Raw genomic sequence first — 22,788 nt, 5'->3', positions numbered from 1 at the left:
ACTTTATGTGCTGCAAATCATTGGCTCTGAGCTTATTGTTGCAAAACAAAACCAACAACACGGTGAAACGCGGAGCGACAGGAATCCGAGCTGCCTCTCCTGCGTTCCTGAAGAATTTAAATTCTACCGTCGGCACACAAACGCACGTGCTTTCCTTTCCGTAGCGCGATTGATGGTAATTTTCATTCGCTAACGGCCTTAAGAGAGAACCCCCGGACGCCGCAGATATCGAAATGAATTGTGTTCATAGGCCTATTGAACGAAGTCACTCATCGCATCATCCATGGCGTCTCGATGGGCTTCTATTCGAGGTGCGGTACTTGCACACTATTCAATGTGATATTGAAAACTCTCCCCTTCATCCTCGAGCGGCGATGTGGCATCGTGACCGCAGTGAGGAGTGCCGTTTTGCCATGGGTCTACGGCCACAATCGATCATCTACGATGCAGCGTTGACAATCCGGGCCGCATTGGTGGCCCTTAAGACGAGTGAGGACCAATTTGTCACAATCTACTATTCCGAGCAGTAAAGCCGAACTGATAGCGAAATGCCTGCCCTTTCTCGAAGAGGTCAAGGACCTGACTACCGGTAACGATGTCGAACGGTGGCTCAACGACAAATACAGCACGTCAAGCGAGCTCTACAAAGATCTGAAACGCCTGATCACGATCGGCGTAGTGGAGGAAGGCTGGGCCGCCAACGTCGAGATATCCGGACGCAAGTATCGGCGCGCACGTCTTGTCGATCCCTCTGAAGAGACTTTTGGATTCAGCATTACGGCTGTCTATATGGATAGCACTGGCAATAACCAGAACAACCCGGAGGGAAGCTTCCGAGGCGATTACCACTCTCATCCGTATGGTGAATTCAACATGGTGGTGTCGCTAAACGAAGGCGCGGCCCTCGCCGGCCCGAACGGCTGGTGTTATGGCGGTTGGACTGCGCCGGCGCCGGGCAGTCATCACTATCCGGAAACAAAGGGCGGTGCAATTATCGCCTTGTTTTTTCTGCCTGCAGGGCGCATCGCGTATAACGTTAAGGCGCCTGACGCCAACTGATTCACACGCGCGATGCCACGCAATGGCCCCGCTTAGGAGTGTGGGATTTGCTTTGCCCGCGGGTTTAAATTGTCGGTCTACTGATTCATGATGTGATGAACTGCATGCACCGGGCGCACAACGTTGCGCCCGGGCCCCAACTGACGGTCAGCTTGTGATCAGTTGCTTCGTCACGCCGACGAGGCCAAGACCAACCCGTCGCACTTCGGCGTCCGCTTTCTCGTCGGCGAGGCCGCCACTCTCGGCAAATGCCTGGTGGGCAGAACCCAGCGAGAACCCCTGAGGGATTACGATCGCTCCCAACTTCTCAAGAACCCCACGCATTCCAAGCATTGCTCGAATACCGCCCATCGGCCCCGGTGACGCCGAAATAACTGCAGCTACCTTACCCGAGAAGAGTGTCAGGCCGGGGCTTCCCGTTGCGGTTGGCCTGCTTACCCAGTCAATTGTGTTCTTAAGCAGAGCGGTGTAGCCACCGTTATGCTCTGGCGAAGCGACTAATAGTGCGTCATGGCTGGCGAACAGTTTCTGGAGTGCGCGAGCTTGCTCAGGGACACCGTTAGTACTTTCGACATCCGCGTCGTAAATCGGTAGGGGATAATCCGCAAGTGCAATGAATGTTATCTCCGCACCTTCCTTTCTCGCCCCAGCTGCGGCGATTTCCAACAGTTTTCCATTAAGAGATGCACGGCGCGCGCTTCCACAAAAGGCAAGGATTTTTACGGTCATAGTCTGAAAGTAGTCGAGTCAAAAGGTTGAGGAAAACTGAATGAATAATCGCCAGTTCATCCGCACCGACTGTTCGGATGAGCCACGATATCGTCGCTTAAGCACGTAGGGGCGCCTGTCCCGTGTTTATGTCACACGGGTTCTGTGGCAACGCGAATGTACGTCGGCAAACTGCGACGTACATGCACGCTAAAAATGGAGAGCGACTAGTTAGGTATTCGGAAAAACAGCCGTGGGCGCTACGACTCTTCGTCGAAGCCGACAAATGTTGTAAATCTCTCGACAGACTCGCGCGGAATAGCGAGTCTGTTGACCACTGAATCTGGGTCTGCGTAACCCAGCGACATACCGCACACCACGTCAAAGCCCGGTTCGAGCAGGAGATGCTCTGCGATGATTGTCTGATAGCGTGCGAAAGAAACTTGCGGGCATGTATCAAGGCCCCGTGCGCGGGCAGCGAGCATGACCGTCTGCAGAAACAGTCCGTAGTCGAGCCAGCTATGCTTCTTCAGTCTCGCGTCAATCGAGAAGATCAGGCCGACCGGTGCCCCGAAAAAACCAAAGTTTCGGCCGGTGGCCAGGGCGCGGCCCGCGAGGTCCGCCTTGTCGACCCCAAGCGCACCATAATATCGGGCCCCAAAATCTTCCTGCATGGGGCGATACTCCTCCGGCATGGGGTCGGGGATATGCTGTAGCGGTGGATGCAAATCCGCCACATGCGCTCGCAGAAGCGCTTCACTAAGCGATTCCTTACTACGCCCGCTCAAGACGTGCGCTCGCCACGGTTGCATGTTCGAGTTGCTCGGTGCTGTGCGAGCAACATCGAGGATGTCAACGATGTCTTTCTGGGAGACTGCATCTGGACGAAAAACGCGAACGGCTTTCCGAGACCGAATAACCGAATCAACGACATGAGCGTCCGAATGCATTTGATAACCGGTCTCCGCGGCTTCAAGAATATCTATGTGCATAGTGTCCCCATGATGGCACAGCCGGAACGCCACACGCAGTGAAAAGACTGCAAGATGATCTTGAAGAAAACGGGATTGCCTAGCCTCGAACCTGTCTGCCGACGTCAAGGATCTGGGCGCGCAGCCACTGCAATGCCGGATCGTGCGCATTTCGCGCATGCCAGACCGCTCTGACGGAAGACTCGGTAGACGGGTACGGCGTCGCGCGCGTCTTCAGTTCACCGTAGCGCTCGAACTCCCGCCCCAATGGGGACGGTACGATGGCGAACATTTCGCTGTGACGCAGCAATGCAGGAATTGTCAGCGAATGAGCCACCGCTACCCGTAGCCGCGGTCGCGCCGACCCCTCCGGAAAAGCATCCTCCAACGCCTGCCGATCGAACATTTCCGACTGTCGCGCCAAACCGCGCTCGACGATGAAGCCGCTAACGGCTCCCTCTTCCGTTCCACCAAGCGAGACGGCGACAAATGGATAATTCAACAGATCATCGTGAGTTATGCTTCGGTCGCCGATGGGATGATCCTGACGCATGACGATCACGTCTTTCTGTTGCCACACCATCATCGACTGAAAACGCGAGGGCACCTCCGCAAAAATCCCAACGGCAATGTCAATTCGACCGATGTCGATCTGCCCGGCAAGATCCAGCCGCGTGGAAGGTCGTATGACAAGGTTCACCATCGGGGCTTCGGCGGCAAGTCTCTGACTGAGGCGGCCGAGAAGAAGCATGGTGATGTAGTCGTTCGCAGCAACGACAAACTCGCGTTCAGCAACCTCCGGCCGGAAAGGCTCGTCGCCTAGCGCCACCTGAATCTGTTGGAGTGCGTTGCGCACCGGGGGTGCCATCGCGACTGCACGTGCCGTCGGCTCCATCCCTTTCGACGTCCGCACGAACAGGTCATCTTCAAGTGCGTCTCGCAACCGTCCCAGCGCATGACTGATGGCGGACTGGCTAAGATTCAGCCGTTTTCCGGCAAGGATCAAATTGCGGTCCTCGAACACTGCGTCGAATACTCGCAAAAGATTAAGGTCAATCCGCCCGAGGTTCATATAGTTAACGTTAGCGTTGCAGTCGGCTCATTTTACTCGCGCTAACGCATGCTTCGCCGGCGGCGCTTGAGGGCGCGACGGCTTCCGGCTGCACCGCTGCATCCATTGCGCGCATTCCCCGACGATGCCACGTCTGAACAGCAAAACACAGGCAACGAACATCACGCCGGTCAGCAGGCTAACCGACTCCCCCAGCCCCTGAAACCACCCAATGTGTGTCACATCGGCTAGCCATCCGCCGAACGACGCCAACCTGGATTCCAGCACGACAACGATCACCGCGCCTACCATCGGGCCCCATCGCGTTCCGAGGCCGCCGATCAGTGTCATTAGAATGACGGTGCCTGAGAGCGTCCAATGTACGTCCGAGAGCGTTGCGAAACCCAGCACCAGGGTCTTCATCGCACCAGCAAGCCCTGCGATTGCCGACGACAGGACGAATGCTATGAGCTTGAAACGGTCCACATCGTAATCAAGAGAAATCGTCCGCGCTTCGTTCTCTCTCAGCGCCGTCAGAATTTTTCCAAATGGAGAATGGATGACCCGGCCAAGAAACAGAAACACCATCGTCGTGATCGACAGGATGACGAAATACAGCGTGAGATCGTTCTCTAGCGGAACCAGGCCAAACAGGTGCCCGCGCGGCACACCCTGTAAGCCGTCTTCCCCCCCGTGAATGGCGCCTGGACGCAAAAAGAGAACAGCATCTGGGCAAAAGCCAACGTCACCATTGCAAAATAGGTTCCCTTCCGCCGAATGGCAAAGAGTCCGAATATCAGCCCAAGTGCTGCGCCAACGCCGGTTCCGGGAAACAGTGCCACTTCGGGAGAATAGCTACACATCCATATCGAGCGTATGGACGCCGTGCCCGATACGCATGCGCTCAAGCTGAGCGCGTTGCAGGAATCCTTGCTTTATCCGTGGCTTCCACCCGCCAACCTACGAGACAGAATGGCAAACTTTATCGCAACGTCGCCGGATGCGGCATTTGCCCTGCCGTTCAAACGGCCCGCCGCGTTCGCGTGAGTATCACGAGAAATCCAACGGCCCTAGTGGCGCTCCAGGTAGGTTCATGATTCTCTCGAATTGCCTGAAAGTCTATCAAGACTGAGGGGAGTTATCCCGTTAGGAAAGAGGCATATATTGCAGTCAATGCAGACGGGGTGCCACTTCAAGCAACGACGAGCGCGTTCTCTGATTCACTCTTGGTAAGTGGGACAGCTACGCTGTCCCTATCAGACGGCAAACGCTTGTGCCCTGTTGCCGCGTCCGACGGCCGGCATTGATGCCTTGCCGTGCATAAGCGGTTTGTCAAATCGGCGGCAGGTATATCGGCCGAACGAGTGTCAGATATGTGGATCGAATCGGCAGATCTGAAAAAATCACGTGAAATCAGATGGAACAAAGGAGCGAGGCATGTCTAAAGGTCAGGATGTTTGTAGTGTCGCGGAAGTAAAGCCAGGCGACATGAAATGTGTGTCACTGGGAGCCGCGCGGATTTTGCTCTCTAACGTGGACGGCAAGGTGTATGCGACCAGTGATATCTGTTCGCACGCTTTGGCTTATCTCTCGGATGGCTTCCTCGAGGGCTGCGTGGTCGAATGTCCGCTCCATGGTGCGCGATTCGATGTCACCACAGGCAAGGCGATGTCCGCGCCGGCAAACGGGGACATTGAAACCTACGAGGTCACGGTGGCGGAGGGCAGGATCTTTGTAGCATCTGCGGAGTTGGCGCCCGAGAAAGGCTGAGGCGGATCCATGAACCCGATAGTCGCCCGATCTGACCGTGGGAAATAACTGATATGAACCGGTGGGCTGTCCCGCCACCGGTCAACGAACTGGAGACGGCGAGGCGATCTCGCGTTTTCCCAATGGCAAGCCGCTCAACCGCCATGACGTCGCGGCTCCCTGGGACGGCATAGAAGGGGATTGGGAGGCCGGCCCGCTCTATGTCGGCGCAACGGTTGAACTCGTTCATGACGTCAAGTCCGTCGCCCAGATCGTCAGCGAAGTGGAAGTGGAAGTGGAAGCGGAAGCGGCGCTAGATAAAATCGCGGATTCGCGGACCGCCCGCTAAACGAGCCGAGCCGATCAAAGCGAAATTAGCGGATCTCGCGACCTATCCGTGGATCCAACGGCAATGCGACTATCATGTTCGTCATCCTTAACGTCGCGAAAGGCTGGTGGCGTACGCCCGCAGATCGAAATCGGAGTCGGCGGCCTGTTCCGGCGATAGGCGCGGGTCGGCAAGCAGCAGCCGGCGCGCGACCACGTGGTCGGTCGGCCGGTTGATCGACTCAACGCCGATCAGGGTGCCATTGCGGAAGAAGAACGACGAAAAGCTGCGGCTCTCAGAATCGCCGCGCAACACCGCACGGTCATGGCCGGCGGTGATGCCGGCGATCTGTAGTTTCAGATCGGCCTGATCGGTCCAGAACCATGGCACCTTGTCGTAGGGTATCGACTCGCCAACAATCGCCGCGGCGACGGCCTGTCCCTGGTCAACGGCATTCTGCACCGATTCCAGGCGGCAGCGGCCGAAGCGGCTGGGGTAGTTGGCGCAATCGCCGATCGCGAAGATCGTTGGGTCGGTGGTCGCCAGGTTCTGGTCGACGACGATGCCGTTGTCGATCGCCAGCCCCGCTGCCGCAGCGATCTCAGTATTGGGCAGGACGCCAATGCCGATCAATACGAGGTCGGCCGGCAGTCTGCGGCCGTCGCTAGTCTCGACCGCGCTGACCCGCCCGTTACCGAGAATACGGACGACGCCAGTGCCGAGCAGAACTTTCGAGCCCCAGTCGCGGTGCGCCCTGGTGTAGAAGCGCGAGGTCTCCTCGGAAACGACGCGCCCCATCGGCCGCTGGGTGACTTCGACAATGTGTACGCCAACTCCGGCTTGACGAGCGACGGCGGCAAATTCCAGGCCAATGAAGCCGGCGCCGATGACGACTGCTTCGCGCGCCTCTGCGAGCCGCGGTCGCAAAGCGTCGGCGTCAGCGAGTGTGCGCAGCGGCAAAACGCCGTCAAGTTCGGCACCCGCGACCGACAACGGGCGAAAGCGGGCACCGGTCGCCAATATCAGGCGGTCGTAGGCAATCTTGCGGCCAGAGGCGAGTTCGACATGCCGCGTCTGCCGGTCAATTGCCGTCACGGTCTCGCCCAGTTCCAGTTCGATTCGTTCCTTTTGGTAGAACGTCTCCGGCCGCAACCAAAGACCGTCGAGCCCAGTCTCGCCTGCAAGGTAGGATTTCGACAGGGGTGGGCGGTCGTAGGGGATGCAGGGCTCGTCGCCGACGAGCAGAATCCTGCCGTCGAACCCCGCCTGGCGCAGCGAGCTGGCCGCCTGGAAACCGGCCTGGCCAGCGCCGACGATGACGACAGTCGAGTTCGGCTTCATATCAGGGTGTCCATCAGGTGCCCGACAAGGCCGCCGACTTCCGGCGACGTCAGCAATTGGCAGGAGAGTCGGCCGTTCGGACGGCGCTCACACGCGGTGAATTCGAGCATTTCGTTTTCGCTCCATTTTGGGTGCAACCGGGATCACCTTCCGCGGTATAGACGCGGAAGGTGTCGCACATCACCGCACCGCGGCCTTCGCCTGCGGTGCGGACGTCGCCGTTGACGACCGCGGCATGCACGCCCCGGGCGTCGAGCGCTAAGGACGTGGCTCCGGCAAATCAGGCGAGGCGCCCCAGGTTATCGCCGAGGGCCGCGGCTTCGCTAGCGGTCAGGACCGCGTTCCAGGTCGAGGTCGGAATGCCGCGCGCGGCGTCCTTGTCGCGCACGACATTGAGCGGGTCGAGCCCTTGTTCCAGCCGCTTCAACTGCTCGCGCAGCATACGTCGCAACATGACGACGCCTTTGTCGGAGGTGCCGAGGTTTTCGAGCGCATGCACGGCAATCGTGCGCTGGCCTTCCTGCGCTTCGCGGTCGTCGGGCTTACGCTGGCGCTCCTCGTAACTCCGCTCCAAAGCCGCGCCCGGCCGGATCGCGTCGCTGATATCGGTCCCGGGGCGCCAGCCTGCCTTAGGCACGCCCCCCTCCAACGGCCAGGCGACGATGCTGAGGCCGCGAACATGCTCGTTGTCTACCGGCACCGCCCAGGACAATTCGGTAGCGCGCGATTTGCGAGCGCCGCTATCGTTGACCGCGGGGACCAGGAAGGCGTTCGGCACGATGCATTCGGCGTGGCGAATGAAGTAGTCGCCGTTCGGCAACTCGCGCGCCATGTTGAAACGCACTCCCAATGGCGTCTTTTCGAAGTCGATCTTGGCCATGTCCCGCGCCATGGTTTCGTGCGTCAGGCCGTCGAGCATGTTATGCCCCTGGTTGCCGCTGATCACCTGGTGCAACATGATGAGGTGCCAGGGATCGACGATGTTCTCGTAATGCTGCAGCCAGTTACAGTCCTTGACGTAGCCGATCCCGTAGTCGCCCCACAGCCGCATGCCGCGCAGTTCGACCTCGCCCACCACGTCCGGGTCGATGATGTCGTACACCGGGAATTCCGGCTCGGTGCCGGCCGGGCCCAGATAGACGAAAATGAGTCCGCCAAATTCGTGGGTCGGATAGGCCGGCTGCCAGACATTCATTCGCGTGCAAAACTCATCGGTCTCGCACGGCATTTCGACGCAGCGGCCCTGGGTGTCGTAGAGCCAGCCGTGAAGGCAGCAACGCAACCCCTTTTCCTCGACCCGCCCCCATTCGAGCGAGGCGCCGCGATGCGCGCAATGCGGCTTCAAGGCGCCGACCTGCCCTGACCCGTCGCGGAACAGGACGATCTCCTCGCAGAGGAGCTTTTCCTTGCGCGGCAGATCCGTCACTTCATCCGAGGTGCAGACAGGCTGCCAGTAGCGCCGCAGCAACTCGCCCATCGGGCTGCCCGGCTCGACGCTGGTGAGTTCAGAAGCGGCTGGCGGGGTCTGGTATCCATAGGCAGACTGCATGATGTTCCTCCAAGTCTTGTTGTGGGGTTGTCAAACTGGAGATGAAGTTACGCTCGACGGTCGCCGGGATAAACATGTCGCGGCCGGATAGACTCTCAGGCGCAGGTGGATAATCACGCCCGTTTCGTATGCGATGCATCAAAGGGCAAGTTCCTGATTCTTTAGAACTGCCTGAAAGTCTATCCAGATTGAGGGGGGTAATCCCGCCGGGAAAGAGGTTTATATTGCTATCGGGTCTCGGCCCTTGTACCCGAAATCGCGCAAGAAAAAACACTGGTTACGCTTGCTGAACTGAGCCAGTCGACATTAATCATCGCAGAGACAACTCGAGGCATCGAACGGGAGGCATGAAGTATGGCAGGAGAAACGGAACATTTCGGACTGCGTAACTGGCCGCCAGCGCCGGCGACCCGACCATTCGAGCTGACGCCGCGCCAGCAGTCGATGCTTGATCAGGCACGGGCTGGTCTGGCCGAACCATTTCGCGGGATAAGCTGCACCGGCTCCGTCGCCCAGGAGGTATTCCCAGGCGCTTCCGCAGGCGCCCCGCTCGCCCCGCTTCTTAATGCGGCGCGTGCCTTTCTCGCAAGCCTCGACGCCAACCAGCGGCGCGCCGCCTGTCTGGCAATCGACGACGAGGCGTGGCGGCAGTGGTCCAACATTCATCCCTGGCTGGTACCCCGCAGTGGGATCTGCCTTGCCGACCTCGGCCACGGCCAGCGCGAGGCAGCGCTAGCACTACTGCGCGAGACGATGAGCGGGACGGGTTATCAGACCGCGCGCGACGTCATGCGGCTCAACGAGCACGCCCTCGAAATATCGGGCAAGCCCGACGAATACAACGAATGGTATTACTGGGTCAGCATCTTCGGGACGCCATCGCCGAACGACCCTTGGGGCTGGCAGATCGATGGCCACCACCTTAACGTCAATTGCTTCGTGCTCGGGGATCAACTCGTCATGACGCCGACCTTCATGGGATCGGAGCCGGTGCTCGCGCGGTTCGGCAAATATAGCGGTACTCGCGTGTTTGCCGCCGAGGAGGAGCAAGGCCATGCGCTGATGAGCGCACTGTCGGCCGAGGCACGGCAACAGGCGACGATCGGCACTGACCTGCCACGGGAAGTGTTCGCTGGTGCGTACAGCGATAACCGGCACATCGAGCCGGGCGGCATCCATTACGCGGACCTGCCGCAGGAAGGCCGCGAGCGGCTGGAGGCGCTGCTGGCAACCTATATCGGGCACATCCGCGCTGGTCACGCCGAACTGCGCTGGGCCGAGGTCAAGCACCATCTCGGCGATACGCATTTCGCCTGGATCGGGCCGTTCGACGACACCAACCCGTTCTATTACCGCATCCTGAGTCCGGCGATCCTGGTCGAGTTCGACCACCAACCCGGCATCGTGTTCGACAACGACATGCCGTCCCGCGATCACATCCACACGCTCGTGCGCACGCCGAATGGCAAGGATTATGGCAAGGACCTGCTGCGCCAACATTACCTCCAATGGCACACACATGACGACGCGGCCCACACTCACTCGCACACCCACGGGTCACCCGCGCGCAGCGCGGCCGAGTCCGCTGACCGGAGTGAAACTGAATCGCCTGAGTGACTGCGTGGCCGACGTGTCGGCACTACCCGATCTGCAATTCCTGGCCAGCTGAAGGAGACGACTGATGTCCCATGCCATCCGCATTCACGAGATCGGCGGACCTGAACAGCTTGTCTGGAATGAGATTTCCGTCGGCAACCCCGGACCAGGACAAGCGCGCCTTCGGCAAACGGCCGTCGGCGTCAACTTCATCGATATCTACCACCGCACCGGCCTCTACAAGCTGCCGCTGCCCTTGATCCCGGGGCGCGAAGGTGCTGGCGTGGTCGAGGCAGTCGGACCTGACGTCACTTCGCTGAAGCCGGGCGACCGCGTCGCTTATGGCGGCACGCAAGGCAGCTATGCCGAAGTCCGGCTCGTGCCAGCCGGTCGCCTCGTCAAGCTCCCCGATGGCATCAGCGACGAGCTCGGTGCGGCGATGATGCACAAGGGCATGACCGCCCAGTTCCTGTGCCGCCAGACCTACCGGGTTGGCAAGGGCGACACGATCCTCGTGCATACCGCCGCGGGCGGCGTTGGCCTCGTACTCTGCCAGTGGGCCAGGCATCTCGGCGCGACTGTCATCGGCACGGTGTCGACCGAGGAAAAGGCGAAGCTCGTGAAGGCCCACGGCTGCGACTATCCGCTGATCCACGGCAGGGACGACTTCGTCAAAGCGGTGAAGGAGATCACGGGCGGCGTCGGCGTCCCGGTCGTCTATGACTCGATCGGTCAGAACACCTTTATGAACTCGCTCGACTGCCTCAAGCCGCGCGGCCTGATGGTGCTCTACGGCCAGTCCTCCGGCGCGGTGCCACCGTTCGACATCGGCATCCTCGACAAAAAGGGCTCCCTGTCCCTGACCCGCCCTAACCTCAATGACTACATGGCGACCCGCGCCCATGTCGAGGAGATGGCCCAGGATGTGTTCGACGTCGTGCGGTCGGGCGTAGTGAAGGTCAACATCAACCACCGCTTCCCGCTCAAGGACGCAGCTGAAGCGCATCGCACCCTGGAGTCCCGCAAGACGACCGGCTCCCTGGTGCTGCTGCCCTGAAGCGAAGTGCCGCCGACTACCCTGGCTGGACGGCTTGATAACGAATACAGAAATTCGGCGCTTGTACAGGCCGCACAGAGACAACCCACTGAAGACGGATGGTGCGCGGAAGACCTCGAACAGGAGGTCACGTCACCTGGCGTGGGGTGATAGGTCGTGGCGCTAGCCACCAGAGTAATTCTAACGATTCATATACGGAGATTAAGATGGGGGAATCCTTCGATGTCGTGGTCCTTGGTGGCGGACCGGTCGGCCTTTGGCTGTCCTGCGAACTACGGCTGGCCGGCCTGAACGTGGCGGTAGTCGAACGTCGCCAGGAAAGAATCTATCAATCGCGTGCGGGGACGATGCACAGCCGCACGCTCGAGATGTTCGGTCTGCGAGGTCTGGCCGATAGATTTCTCGCGAACGGAAAGCCGATCCCCGCCTGGCACTACGGGATGCTCAACACGCGGCTCGACTTCTCGCCGCTCGACAGCCGGTTCCCTCATGCGCTCAGGATTCCCCAGGCGACGACCGAGAAGCTGGTCAAGGAGCGCGCAGCAGAGCTTGGCGTCGTATACCTCGGCGGGCATCGCGCCGAAACGATCCGCCAGGATCATGCCGGCGTCACGGTCGAAGGCGCAACGGATAAGGGGCCGTTCCGGCTCGAGGGACGCTACCTCGTCGGTTGCGACGGCGCACGCAGTCTCACGCGACAACAGGCGGGCATCGGGTTCTCGGGCCACGAGGCGACCCACACGTGGCTTTTGGGCGATGTCATGCTCGACATGCCGGAAGGCAAGCCGATGATCACGGAGTACAACGAGCACGGCGGCATCATGATTGCACCGCCCGGCGACGACGGCCGGCGTCGCATCGTTGTGACGACGCCTGACGAAAGCGATCTCGCCCTGCTCAGACAGGAGCCGACCCTGGACGACCTGGCCCGCATGGTGAACAAGGTCCTCGGCACTGACTTCAATATGCACGACCCGCTCTGGCTTTCGCGCTTCTCCAACGAAACCCGGCTCGCCGACCACTATCGGAACGGCCGGATATTCCTGGCCGGCGACGCCACGCACGTCCACCTTCCGGCCGGTGGCCAGGGCATGAATGTCGGCCTGCAGGATGCGTTCAATCTCGGGTGGAAGCTCGCCGCAGTCGTCAAGGGCGAGGCCGATGAATCCCTGCTCGACAGCTACGAGGCGGAGCGCCGGCCGATCGGCCAGCAGCTTCATGACAACACGCTGACGCAAAACGTGCTCATGACGGCGTTCACCCCCGGCGGTCTTGGCCTGCGCAAAATGGTCTCTGATTGCATGGCCTTTCCGGAGGTCAACGAGAAGATCGCCGCACAGATTTCTGGCTTCAGTCTCGGCTACGAGGATGAGGGCGCGATGCGTGCCTACTCCGATGCACCCTGCTCCACGGGCTTCGGCATTCGCGCTCCCGATCGCAAAGTCCGTCGGGCGGACGGGTCGGAAGTCTTCGTGCACGAACTGCTTTCTTCCGGCCACTGGGTCCATCTGTCTTTCGGACCGGGTGCGACCGTTCCGCTCGCCGATGCACTGCGGGAAGAGGCGGTCATCCGGGTCAGCAGTTCCGAGCGTCCCCGGGGATTCTTCGAGGGCGCGGCGGCCGTGCTGATCCGCCCAGACGGCTATTCCGCGGGGATGGTTTGATGTCCTTCATTAGCAAGTCCGATGAAGCCCTGCTCGGCAGCTAAGAGGTGGAGCGCCGGCCGATCGGCAAGGCGCTCCATGACACCTGAAGCAGGCCCGGGTAACGCCGCTGCCCGCGGTCTGGCGGGCGGCAAGCGACGACTCCGGTCTTAATGATCGGGCATGGCATCAAGCCAGCTCTGTTCGTCGGCGAACCGGTCGACCAGCATATCGAGGAGCAGCCGAACCTTGGTGCTTAAGTGCCGCCGATGGGGGTAGAGCGCGACGATCTCCAACTCCTGTGTTCGGTAGTCGGGCAGCAGCGGCACTAGCGTGCCGGAGGCGAGAAGACCAGACACGAGAAACTCGGGACACAGCCACAATCCGAGGCCGGCGGTGGCCGCTGCGCGCACGACGCTAATGCTGGCGGTGACCAGGTTGCCCGACACGCGAATGTTCGTTGGATTGCCAGCAGAATCGACAAAATGAAACTCGTTGCGGAAGATCGCGTAGGCGTAAAGCAGGCAGTTATGGTTGACCAGGTCGGCGGGGCTGTGGGGCGTGGAATGCGTTTCGAGGTAAGCCGGCGCACAGCACAATACGTAGCGCCATTTCGCCAGGGTCCGTCTGACCAGAGTCGAATCCGGAGGTGATGCCGGCATGATCGATATGTCGAACCCTTCCCGCACGGGGTCGATCTCGTCGTCGATCTGGAAATCCAGTGAGACTTCCGGGTAATCGCCCGAGAAGCGGGCGGCAACCGGCGCGATAAACCGGTCCAGCGCCTGGTGGCAACGGAGGCGAAGCCGGCCGCGCGGAGTCACCTGCAACGCGCTGGTAATCTCGTCCGCTTCCGCCAGATCCTGCAGGATCTGTGAGCAGCGCTCGTAATACTCGCGGCCGATCTCCGTTAGATTCACACGGCGTGTGGTGCGGTTCAACAGACGCACGCCGAGGCTGTCTTCGAGCGCCTGGACGTGGTTGCTGACTGTCGCTATAGAGAGGTCGAGACGCCGCGCCGCCGCGGTAAAACCGCCGCTCTCTACGACGCGGACAAAGGCGGTGAGACTGGCCATCCGATCCATGCGTTCCACCAAATATCAAATCACAGTTAAGAGTCACGCTAATGCTGGAGCGCCAAGCCGGTGTTTGTCACCGTAGTTGTCGCGTCACATCAAACGAATAGCTTCAATTTTTTCGGCTGCGCCCGCTCGGGATTCCGCCAGACTTCATCCTCCAGTTCCCAATGACGCGCCGCTTGCAACTGGCCCGTTGATCAGTCCTCCTCTTTGTCTCCGCAGACCGGCTGTGCTTTTTTCCCAGCATCATCAGCAGCGTCGACTCCAGCGTGTTCGCTGGCGGCATCGTGCGACGCGCCAGCGCTTCCTTCCTTTCCAACGAGCAGGTCTTCATTCACCCCGATCTTACCGTCCCCGGACCTTGTCTACGTGAATCAGACAACACGACAACAGGTCTGACGCCCCGGGATACACCCGTTGCCAGACAGCTTCGCGCCTTTTCCAGGCACGGCGAGATAAGTGACGTTTTAAAGCTTTGACCATGGCGCCGAGACAACCAGTTGATTTTCCTGACGCTGAATATATTGCCCGGTTGCCGTCTTTTTCTTGTAATCGACCCAGTCCGGATCTTTTTCCATTGCAGCGCGACGGCGCTGCCGATCGGCAGCATCCTCGTATCGCCAAAGATGGACTACCTGATTGAGCTCGCCGACCTCGGAAATGAAGTATCCCAGCGGGTCACCCACGTGGCGGCGTTGCACGGGCAAACCATATTGTTCGTATACCTCCAGATAGGCCTTCAGCATTCCCGGGACGACGGTGTAACGGCGGATATCAACAAGCATTGGCTTTCCTATGGGTGAGTTCAGCCAGCCATTCTGTGCCACAGAAATTCTGAGTACAATCGATTAATTTAGCTGAATTCACGAGTAAAAACGATGAATGAGAGCAACCAGGCTCGGCGCTTGTCTATTCGACACCTTCGAGCTTTCGTGGCCGTTGCCGAGTGTCGAAGCCTTACTCGGGCCGCAGAAACGTTATCTGTTACCCAGTCGGCACTGAGTCTGACCATCCAGCATCTGGAGCAGCATCTGGGCCTGGCGATGTTCGACCGCTCGACACGGCGACTCGACCTGACGAGTGCTGCTGACGAATTCTTACCCACCGCTCGGCGTCTGCTTCAGGACTTCGATGCTTCGATCAACGAGATGCGCGCCCTCGGGAAGCGCGAGCGGGGGCGTGTCGGTGTCGCGGCGGTGCCGTCAGTGTTGGCCTTGCTCTTATCCGAGGCGTCTGCCGCATTCATAGACAAATTCCCCGGCATTGACCTCTATCTGCGTGAAGACAACTCAGAATCGGTGCAGCAGCGCATCCTGAGCGGCGACGTGGATTTCGGCATATGTAGTCCGTGGGGGTCGGATGCCCAGCTCACCTTTGAACCGCTATTCGAGGATACATACGGCGTAGTCACTGCTCGCGACCACCCGCTAGCCGACCGCACGGGAAGTGTGCCGTGGAGCGCGCTTGGGAGTTATCGCATCATCGGCTTCAGCGCTGACCTTGGCATGCAACATCAATTGACCGAGACGAGCGTCTTGAGCCAGGAAGTCAGGGAACCGCGATATCGGGTATCGAACACCTCGACAATTGCCACTTTATTGACTCGCGGTGCCGGCGTATCCGTCATGTCTGCGCTAGCTGCACAGCGAGCGCCACTCGACAGCCTCAGCTTTCGTCTATTGAAGGAGCCTACCTTGTCGAGGACAGTGGGCGTGCTCACGCGCGTTGGACGTTCGCTATCCCCCGCGGCCACCGCCATGATGGTTGAGTTGCGTGAGGCTCTACCGACGCTAGCGCGATTTTCAGGCGTTCGCCTGGTGGACGACACTTCAACAGACTAGGTGAAACCGCTTCCAAGGCGCACCTCAGGCTCTTTTTCGATAGGCGACCGATAATCGACGTCAAAAAATAAAATCGATATTATTCAAATTCAACGATATTTACACGCTAGATCGATCATGCTAACCTCAAGTCTCTGGTTTGGCTAAACCGACACATGAAGGAAAGCAAGATGCCTTTCGAAACAGCATTGACCCAAGCACTTGATATGCGCGTCCCGGTCGTGGCAGCTCCTCTCGGGCGAGGCTCAAGTGCGGAATTTCTCGGAGCGATGGCCAATAGCGGCAGCTTCGGGTTTACTGCGCTACCGCATATGCCGGAGGAGACCGTAGGCGACGAGCTTGCAAAAATGAAACGGGCCACGAATGGTCGGTTTGGCGCGAATATTTCGTTGATCGCTGACCAACGAAACAGGCTTGCCGCTGCATTAGACGCGGGGGTGCGCGTATTTTCGTTGTGGCAGGGCGATCTCGAACCCTATGTTCGTCGAATCAAGGATGCGGGCGGCCTTGTGTTCTGGACAGTGGGTAGCGCCGAAGATGCGGCGCGCGCAAAGGATAGTGGCGTCGACTTCATCGTTTCCCAGGGAAACGAGTCCGGCGGTCATTTCGTAGGCACCGCGCCTACGATGTCGCTGCTGCCTTCTATCGTCGACGCCGCCAAAGGAGTCCCTGTGGTGGCCGCGGGCGGTATTGCCGACGGGCGTGGCCTGGCCGCCGCACTGGCTCTTGGGGCGTGCGGAGTCTGGATGGGAACGCGCTTTGTGGCGAGCACGGAGTCGGCCAATCATCGCGGTTACAAGGAACGGGTTGTGGCAGCTCGCGCGACGGACCTTGTAGAGACCGAGCTTTTCGATCCGGCTGGGCACGAATTTCCCCATTCGGTGATACGCAACTCCACGTTCTCCAAATGGGAAGCTGCCGGTCGTCCACCTATCGGTCAACGACCAGGGGAAGGCGAGCCTATATCGCGTTTTCCGAATGGAAAACCGCTCAATCGTTATAATGCCGCGGCTCCGTGGGACGCCATGGGGGGAGATTGGGAGGCAAGTCCGCTCTATGCCGGCGCAACGGTCGAACTCGTCCATGACGTCAAGCCCGTTGCCCAGATCATCAGCGAAATCGAAGTGGAAGCGGAAGCGGCACTTGATAGAATCGTGTCTTTGCGGACCGGTCGCTAGCATTGTGTATTTGCGGCCCGGTCGCTAACGGAACCGAGACGATCCATGGGAAAGCACAACGAGAACGCCAATGTCGCTGATGACCGGCCCGTAGGGGCCGGGCCGAGCGTCACTCGGGCCACCACGATCGGGCAGCAGCTCAGGCTCGATATTATGAGTGGGCGTCTCACGCCGGGCAGCAAATTGCATCTCGAAGACCTCCGCGCAGAGATGGGCGTTAGTTTGAGCCCCCTGCGAGAGGGGCTTTCCAGGCTGGTTGCAGAGGGCTTTGTAACGTCCCAGGACCAGCGAGGCTACAGCGTGGCTCCGGTGTCGAAAGCCAATCTGCTGGAGATCCTGGAGTTACGGACGACTCTCGAGGTTCGCGCCCTTAGGGTCGCCATTGAGCAGGGCGATGATGCCTGGGAAACCGACATACTTTCAGCGCATCATCTCCTGAGCAAGATTGGCGACCAGGAGCGTTGGACAGAGCGGTTCTATGAGGAGTGGGAGGATCGGCACCGGGCGTTTCACAGCGCGCTGATCAAAGGTAGTAACGCTCCCTTGCTACTCCATTTCTGTCAAATGCTTTGGGATATGGGGCATCGTTACCGCCGTATCTTCGTTCGAACCGACCCGCCTAAGCGAAATATTGGTCGCGAACACAAAGACCTACTCGAAGCGACCCTCAGGCGCGATGCCGACGCCGCATGCAAGATTCTCGAGGACCACATACAGCGCACTGGCCAAAACATCCTGCGCAACATGCCTTGATTGATCAGGAACGTGGGACTGAATCCCTTCTATCACACTCGCGTCATAACCGACGCCTAATCGGTTGCCGGCCCAGTGGCATGCTCCACCAGAGGCTGGCGGCTTGATCTCGCACTGATTGCTTACCGATGTGCTCTTCGCAATCGTCCTAGCCTGTCACGAATGATGTCGCGAGCTGGCCCAAGCAGGAGGTCTTACCCATCTAAGGCCTACCGAGCTCCTGTGTCGGCCGCAAAGCACCCGCCTGATCGAATTCCTGGTTAAGCGTTCCGGTGGAATTGATCTGACACTTGTTGCCATTGCGCCGAAGCGGCGGGCGGCCCTGCGAGTACTTAATCCGTTGGTCAAGGAGCAAGAGCCCTGCGGCACGCGTGAGGATGTTACTTACGCATACCGCAGGGCTCCTCCTCGCCGAGCAACTTCCCGAAGTTCTCCGGGCAACAAACATCGTGACTTTTGAGTCGAAAGCAATGGTTTGAAACCAACTACGATTCGATAGCCTTTACGATATCTTCTACGGTCTTCTTGGCGTCGCCAAAAACCATCATCGTTTTATCCATGTAAAACAGTTCGTTGTCGAGTCCCGCATAGCCTGCTGCCATTGAGCGCTTATTAACAATCACTGTTTTCGCCTTGTGTGCCTCAAGAATCGGCATGCCATAGATCGGACTACCCTTCTGCAGCGCTGCTGGGTTAACGACGTCGTTTGCGCCGAGCACGATCGCGATGTCTGCCTGCGAAAACTCGCCATTTATATCTTCCATCTCGTGTACCTGCTCATAGGGCACCTCTGCCTCGGCAAGAAGAACATTCATGTGGCCGGGCATTCGACCCGCTACGGGATGGATAGCGTATTTGACGGTGACTCCCTTCTCGGTAAGCTTCTTCGCCAGTTCGTTGACTGCATGCTGAGCCCGAGCCACCGCCAGGCCGTATCCCGGAACGATAATCACACTGTCCGCATTGATTAGCATGTAACCAACATCATCTGCACTTCCGCTCTTAACAGATCGCTGCTCACCGGGACCACCCGCCGACGCTGCGGCGTCGCCACCAAAGCCTCCCAGAATAACGCTCACAAAAGACCGATTCATCGCGCGGCACATGATGTACGAAAGGATCGCGCCCGATGACCCGACTAGCGAACCAGCGATAATTAGCATCGCATTGTTGAGCGAAAATCCAATACCCGCTGCGGCCCAACCCGAGTAGGAATTCAGCATCGAAACGACCACCGGCATATCCGCACCGCCAATCGGGATGATAATCAGCACGCCGAGCGCAAACGCAGCGATCGTCATCGCAATGAAAGGAAGCCACGACTGGGTGAGAAAGAAGCTCACACCGAGGCCGATCATGGTGAGCGCGAGTGCCAGATTGAGCAGATGCTGGCCAGGATAGACAACGGGCGCCCCCTTGAAAACGCGGAGCTTGTACTTCCCCGAGAGTTTTCCAAATGCGATCACGGAGCCGGAGAATGTTATTGCCCCAACACACGTGCCGATGAAAAGCTCAATGCGATTTCCGTAGGGAAGAAATGCCGCGTAAGGTGCATTGACTGGAACAAGCCCGAACGCGTTCGGCTCATACACGACAGCATAGGCGATCGACACCGCGGCGAGCCCAATCAGAGAATGCATTGCCGCAACGAGTTCTGGCATTTTCGTCATTTCGACGCGTGAAGCCACAAACCAGCCTATCGCACCGCCGACAACGAGCGCAGCGACCAGCAGTCCAAGGCCGATCCGGAGATCCGCGCCGAGGGAATCCGCTTTTCCTGCGACGAGCGCAATGGTCGTCAGAATTGCGATCACCATTCCCGACATGCCAAATATATTCCCGGCTCTCGCGCTTTTCGGATTCGATAGACCCTTTAGCGCCTGGATAAAGAAAGCCGACGCAAGAAGATACAGCAGCGTAACCAGATTCATGCTCATTCCTGTGTCTCCTTCATTGATTGCTTTTTCGGTTCCTTCCTTTTGAACATCTCAAGCATCCGCCGTGTGACGAGAAAACCTCCGAAGACGTTCACAGCCGCCACAAGCACCGCGAAAGTGCCAAAAAACTTTCCCGGTCCACCAACCGTTAGGCCAGTAGCGAGCATTGCCCCGACGATGACGATGGCGGAAACCGCGTTCGTCACCGCCATCAGAGGCGTATGGAGCGCCGGCGTCACATTCCATACGACGTGGTAACCAACGTAAATCGCGAGTACCAGAATAATCAGATTGATAGTTGTGTGATCAATGACTTCCATCGTTGCTCTCCGCTTTCCCTAGGTTCGTCATGCCGTCTTTCGCGTCACTACCCCATCGCGGGTAAGCAAGGTCGCGGCGACAATATCGTCATCAAGATCGATATTGACCGCACCTTCTTTTGTGATGATGAGTTTGAGGAAGTCGAGAATGTTGCGGGCGTATAGCGACGACGCGTCAGCGCCAACCATCGCCGCCAGGTTCGTATATCCGGCAATGGTTATCCCATGTTTAGTCACTACGCTATCAGGCTCCGAGAGTGGGCAGTTTCCGCCACGCGCCCCAGGCTGCCCCATGAGCTCGGCCCCTCTACCCGCGGCGAGGTCGACAATGACGGAGCCAGGGCGCATCCCTTGTACCGTTTCGACGTCGATAAGCGTCGGCGCGTCACGACCCGGGATCAGTGCGGTAGTGATGACAATGTCGGCCGCCTTTGCCCGTTCGCTCACGGTCGATGCCTGGCGCGCGAGCCAGCTTGCCGGCATCGGCCGGGCATACCCGCCCACGCCCTCGGCTGCGTCGCGCTCTTCCTGCGTCTCGAACGGCACATGTATGAACCTGGCCCCGAGTGACTCAACCTGCTCCTTCGCTGCGGGGCGGACGTCCGATGCTTCAATGACGGCCCCCAGCCGCTTCGCTGTCGCGATCGCCTGCAAACCGGCAACCCCTGTACCCAGCACCAGCACGCGTGCAGCTTTAACGGTCCCGGCTGCTGTCATCAACATCGGAAAAAAGCGCGGATACAGAGCAGCGGCCACCAGCACAGCCTTGTATCCGGCAATGTTCGCCTGAGAGGAAAGGACATCCAGACTTTGTGCACGTGTAGTGCGCGGGGCGGCCTCGAGAGCAAAGCTGGTCACACCGGCATCCGCAAGTCGTTGTGCACCGACCAGATCGAACGGCTCGAGCATTCCAACCAGAATGGCGCCCCGCATCAATTTTGCGAGCTCGGTCTCCTGCGGAGCACGGACCTTCAGCACAATTTCGCAGCCAAGGGCTACGCCTTGATCCGCTATCTCCGCCCCCGCTGCAACATATGCATCATCTATTGCGTTTGCAGACGCACCCGCACCCGATGCAACAAACACCGTATGCCCCTGGCTCCTGAGCTTTTTCACCGTCTCTGGTGTAACGGCAACACGCGTTTCACCCGCAGTGATCTCCACAGGTACACCGATTTGCATGATTTCTACTCCTTCGCAAGAGTGATTATTTTTACCGCCGCTTCGGCGGGCAAGGTCCATGAATCTCCGCGCCGATCGAGGGAGATTTGATGTGGTGTCCACATCACCGTCGATGTCTGGCGAGACGTGGTGAGGGTCGACTCGACGGGCACGCTTCGCTTCGCAGAAACATCAGTTGTACTAATATGAATAGACCGCGTTGCGATGCATTGTGCTGCCAGGAACTGGCTGAGATAAGTGCGCTGGCTTTGGTCGTCTCCCGCGCTAGCGAATTGCCGGGACCCAATGCGGTCAGTAGGGCCGACTGCGGTCGACGGGGTTAGATCACTGGCACTCCGTCTGCATTGAGTGCAATATAAACCTCTTTCCTGACGGGATTACTCCCTTCAATCTTGATAGACTTTTAGGCGATTCGAAAAAATCATAAACTTGCCTGGAGCGCCTGACGCTCCAGCATTAGCATGACTCTTAACTGTGATCTGATAATTGGTGGAACGCATGGATCGGATGGCCAGTCTCACCGCCTTTGTGCGCGTCGTAGAGTGCGGCGGCTTTACCGCGGCGGCGCGCCGCCTCGACTTGTCGACAACGACGGTCAGCAATCAGGTCCAGGCGCTCGAAGACAGCCTCGGCGTGCGTCTATTGAACCGCACCACACGCCGTGTGAGTCTAACGGAGATCGGCCGCGAGTATTACGAGCGCTGCTCACAAATCCTGCAGGAGCTGGCGGAAGCGGACGAGATTACCAGCGCGTTGCAGTTGACTCCGCGTGGCCGGCTTCACCTCCGCTGCCACCAATCGTTGGACCGGTTCATTGCGCCGGTTGCTGCCCGCTTCTCGGGCGAGTACCCGGAAGTCTCGCTGGATTTCAAGACCGACGACGTGATTGACCCCGTGCGGGAGGGATTCGACCTATCGATCATGCCGGCATCATCACTTCCCGATTCGACCCTGGTCAGAAGGACCCTGGCGAAATGGCACTACCTGTTGTGCTGTGCGCCGGCTTACCTCGAAACGCATCCCACGCCCCACAGCCCGGCCGACCTGGTCAACCATAACTGCCTGCTCTACGCCTATGCGATCTTCCGCAACGAGTTTCATTTCGTCGACTCTGCCGGCAATCCAATACACACTCGCGTGTCGGGTAACCTGATCACCGCCAGCATTCCCGTCATGCGCGCGGCGGCCACTGCCGGCCTTGGATTGTGGCTGTGCCCCCAGTTTCTCGTGTCTGATCTTCTCGCCTCTGGCGCGCTGGTGCCGCTGCTGCCCGACTACCGAACGCCGGAGTTGGAGATCGTCGCGCTCTACCCGCATCGGCGGCACTTAAGCACCAAGGTCCGGCTGCTTCTCGATATGCTGGTCGACCGGTTCGCCGACGAACAGAGCTGGCTTGATACCATGCCCGATCAGTAAGACCGGAGCGATCGCTTCACAATGTCGTCT

21 protein-coding genes and 1 pseudogene are annotated in these 22,788 nt (G+C 59.1%); 11 read left to right on the top strand and 11 right to left on the bottom strand.

From position 1 onward, the window contains the following. Nucleotides 1–501 precede the first annotated feature (501 nt). Nucleotides 502–1,059, top strand: a complete 558-nt coding sequence (locus tag PQR27_RS33820) for a 4-hydroxylaminobenzoate lyase (protein WP_408527888.1) — start codon at nt 502–504, stop codon at nt 1,057–1,059. Between the two features lie 147 nt (nt 1,060–1,206). Here the strand turns inward: PQR27_RS33820 and PQR27_RS33815 are convergent, their stop codons facing one another. From PQR27_RS33815 to PQR27_RS33800, 4 genes and pseudogenes are all read right to left on the bottom strand, one after another. Further along, nucleotides 1,207–1,788, bottom strand: a complete 582-nt coding sequence (locus PQR27_RS33815) for an NADPH-dependent FMN reductase (protein ID WP_408527887.1) — start codon at nt 1,786–1,788, stop codon at nt 1,207–1,209. 239 nt (nt 1,789–2,027) lie between these two features. Next, nucleotides 2,028–2,759: a nitroreductase gene (locus PQR27_RS33810; protein WP_408527886.1), complete on the bottom strand. Its 732-nt coding sequence runs from the start codon at nt 2,757–2,759 to the stop codon at nt 2,028–2,030. Nucleotides 2,760–2,838: 79 nt separating this feature from the next. After that, complete coding sequence (locus PQR27_RS33805) at nt 2,839–3,810, bottom strand: LysR family transcriptional regulator (protein ID WP_408527885.1); 972 nt, start codon at nt 3,808–3,810, stop codon at nt 2,839–2,841. Between the two features lie 27 nt (nt 3,811–3,837). Then, nucleotides 3,838–4,598, bottom strand: a pseudogene (locus tag PQR27_RS33800) (branched-chain amino acid ABC transporter permease); the annotation flags it as partial. Nucleotides 4,599–4,665: 67 nt separating this feature from the next. Here PQR27_RS33800 and PQR27_RS33795 point away from each other — a divergent pair. The 3 genes from PQR27_RS33795 (at nt 4,666) to PQR27_RS33785 (ending at nt 5,887) form a co-directional block, all read left to right on the top strand. Beyond that, nucleotides 4,666–4,836, top strand: a complete 171-nt coding sequence (locus PQR27_RS33795) for a hypothetical protein (protein ID WP_408527884.1) — start codon at nt 4,666–4,668, stop codon at nt 4,834–4,836. Nucleotides 4,837–5,226: 390 nt separating this feature from the next. Further along, the gene (locus tag PQR27_RS33790; RefSeq protein WP_408527883.1) at nt 5,227–5,559 is read left to right on the top strand and encodes a non-heme iron oxygenase ferredoxin subunit; all 333 of its coding nucleotides are present in this window, start codon (nt 5,227–5,229) and stop codon (nt 5,557–5,559) included. A 61-nt stretch (nt 5,560–5,620) separates the two neighbouring features. Continuing rightward, a complete protein-coding gene (locus tag PQR27_RS33785; protein WP_408527882.1) occupies nt 5,621–5,887 on the top strand; it encodes a hypothetical protein in 267 nt (88 codons plus the stop codon). Between the two features lie 87 nt (nt 5,888–5,974). Here the strand turns inward: PQR27_RS33785 and PQR27_RS33780 are convergent, their stop codons facing one another. Next, entirely contained in the window at nt 5,975–7,207 is a 1,233-nt protein-coding gene (locus tag PQR27_RS33780) for an NAD(P)/FAD-dependent oxidoreductase (protein WP_408527881.1), read from the bottom strand. 280 nt (nt 7,208–7,487) lie between these two features. Next, nucleotides 7,488–8,756, bottom strand: a complete 1,269-nt coding sequence (locus tag PQR27_RS33775) for a Rieske 2Fe-2S domain-containing protein (RefSeq protein ID WP_408527880.1) — start codon at nt 8,754–8,756, stop codon at nt 7,488–7,490. 354 nt (nt 8,757–9,110) lie between these two features. Here PQR27_RS33775 and PQR27_RS33770 point away from each other — a divergent pair, with 354 nt between their 5' ends. The 3 genes from PQR27_RS33770 to PQR27_RS33760 all read left to right on the top strand — a co-directional run bounded on the left by PQR27_RS33770 (nt 9,111) and on the right by PQR27_RS33760 (nt 13,073). Continuing rightward, complete coding sequence (locus PQR27_RS33770) at nt 9,111–10,373, top strand: DUF3500 domain-containing protein (protein ID WP_408527879.1); 1,263 nt, start codon at nt 9,111–9,113, stop codon at nt 10,371–10,373. A 64-nt stretch (nt 10,374–10,437) separates the two neighbouring features. Then, nucleotides 10,438–11,409: a quinone oxidoreductase family protein gene (locus tag PQR27_RS33765; RefSeq protein WP_408527878.1), complete on the top strand. Its 972-nt coding sequence runs from the start codon at nt 10,438–10,440 to the stop codon at nt 11,407–11,409. A 206-nt stretch (nt 11,410–11,615) separates the two neighbouring features. After that, nucleotides 11,616–13,073, top strand: a complete 1,458-nt coding sequence (locus PQR27_RS33760; protein WP_408527877.1) for an FAD-dependent monooxygenase — start codon at nt 11,616–11,618, stop codon at nt 13,071–13,073. A 149-nt stretch (nt 13,074–13,222) separates the two neighbouring features. Here the strand turns inward: PQR27_RS33760 and PQR27_RS33755 are convergent, their stop codons facing one another. Together PQR27_RS33755 and PQR27_RS33750 are read right to left on the bottom strand one after the other, a co-directional pair. Continuing rightward, nucleotides 13,223–14,137, bottom strand: a complete 915-nt coding sequence (locus tag PQR27_RS33755; protein WP_408527876.1) for a LysR family transcriptional regulator — start codon at nt 14,135–14,137, stop codon at nt 13,223–13,225. A 461-nt stretch (nt 14,138–14,598) separates the two neighbouring features. Next, nucleotides 14,599–14,916, bottom strand: coding sequence for an NIPSNAP family protein (locus PQR27_RS33750; protein WP_408527875.1), 318 nt, complete (start codon nt 14,914–14,916; stop codon nt 14,599–14,601). 93 nt (nt 14,917–15,009) lie between these two features. Here PQR27_RS33750 and PQR27_RS33745 point away from each other — a divergent pair, with 93 nt between their 5' ends. From PQR27_RS33745 to PQR27_RS33735, 3 genes are all read left to right on the top strand, one after another. Next, a complete protein-coding gene (locus tag PQR27_RS33745; protein WP_408527874.1) occupies nt 15,010–15,972 on the top strand; it encodes a LysR family transcriptional regulator in 963 nt (320 codons plus the stop codon). 155 nt (nt 15,973–16,127) lie between these two features. After that, nucleotides 16,128–17,150: an NAD(P)H-dependent flavin oxidoreductase gene (locus PQR27_RS33740; protein WP_408527873.1), complete on the top strand. Its 1,023-nt coding sequence runs from the start codon at nt 16,128–16,130 to the stop codon at nt 17,148–17,150. Nucleotides 17,151–17,195: 45 nt separating this feature from the next. Then, nucleotides 17,196–17,903: a GntR family transcriptional regulator gene (locus tag PQR27_RS33735; protein WP_408527872.1), complete on the top strand. Its 708-nt coding sequence runs from the start codon at nt 17,196–17,198 to the stop codon at nt 17,901–17,903. A 485-nt stretch (nt 17,904–18,388) separates the two neighbouring features. Here the strand turns inward: PQR27_RS33735 and PQR27_RS33730 are convergent, their stop codons facing one another. The 3 genes from PQR27_RS33730 to PQR27_RS33720 are packed head-to-tail and all read right to left on the bottom strand — an operon-like array spanning nt 18,389 to nt 21,342. Continuing rightward, on the bottom strand, nt 18,389–19,840 hold the full coding sequence (locus PQR27_RS33730) for an NAD(P)(+) transhydrogenase (Re/Si-specific) subunit beta (RefSeq protein WP_408527871.1): 1,452 nt from the start codon (nt 19,838–19,840) through the stop codon (nt 18,389–18,391). Further along, nucleotides 19,837–20,160: an NAD(P) transhydrogenase subunit alpha part 2 gene (locus PQR27_RS33725; protein ID WP_408527870.1), complete on the bottom strand. Its 324-nt coding sequence runs from the start codon at nt 20,158–20,160 to the stop codon at nt 19,837–19,839. Before PQR27_RS33725 ends, PQR27_RS33730 begins: the two co-directional genes overlap by 4 nt. Nucleotides 20,161–20,187: 27 nt before the next feature. Further along, nucleotides 20,188–21,342: a Re/Si-specific NAD(P)(+) transhydrogenase subunit alpha gene (locus PQR27_RS33720; RefSeq protein ID WP_408528387.1), complete on the bottom strand. Its 1,155-nt coding sequence runs from the start codon at nt 21,340–21,342 to the stop codon at nt 20,188–20,190. A gap of 498 nt (nt 21,343–21,840) precedes the next feature. Here PQR27_RS33720 and PQR27_RS33715 point away from each other — a divergent pair, with 498 nt between their 5' ends. Further along, complete coding sequence (locus PQR27_RS33715) at nt 21,841–22,758, top strand: LysR family transcriptional regulator (RefSeq protein WP_408527869.1); 918 nt, start codon at nt 21,841–21,843, stop codon at nt 22,756–22,758. Nucleotides 22,759–22,788: the final 30 nt, after the last annotated feature.

This window comes from Paraburkholderia fungorum, from assembly GCF_046027215.1.
GTDB classification, from domain to species: Bacteria; Pseudomonadota; Gammaproteobacteria; order Burkholderiales; family Burkholderiaceae; genus Paraburkholderia; species Paraburkholderia fungorum_D.
This window is presented reverse-complemented; position numbering and strand designations above follow the sequence as displayed.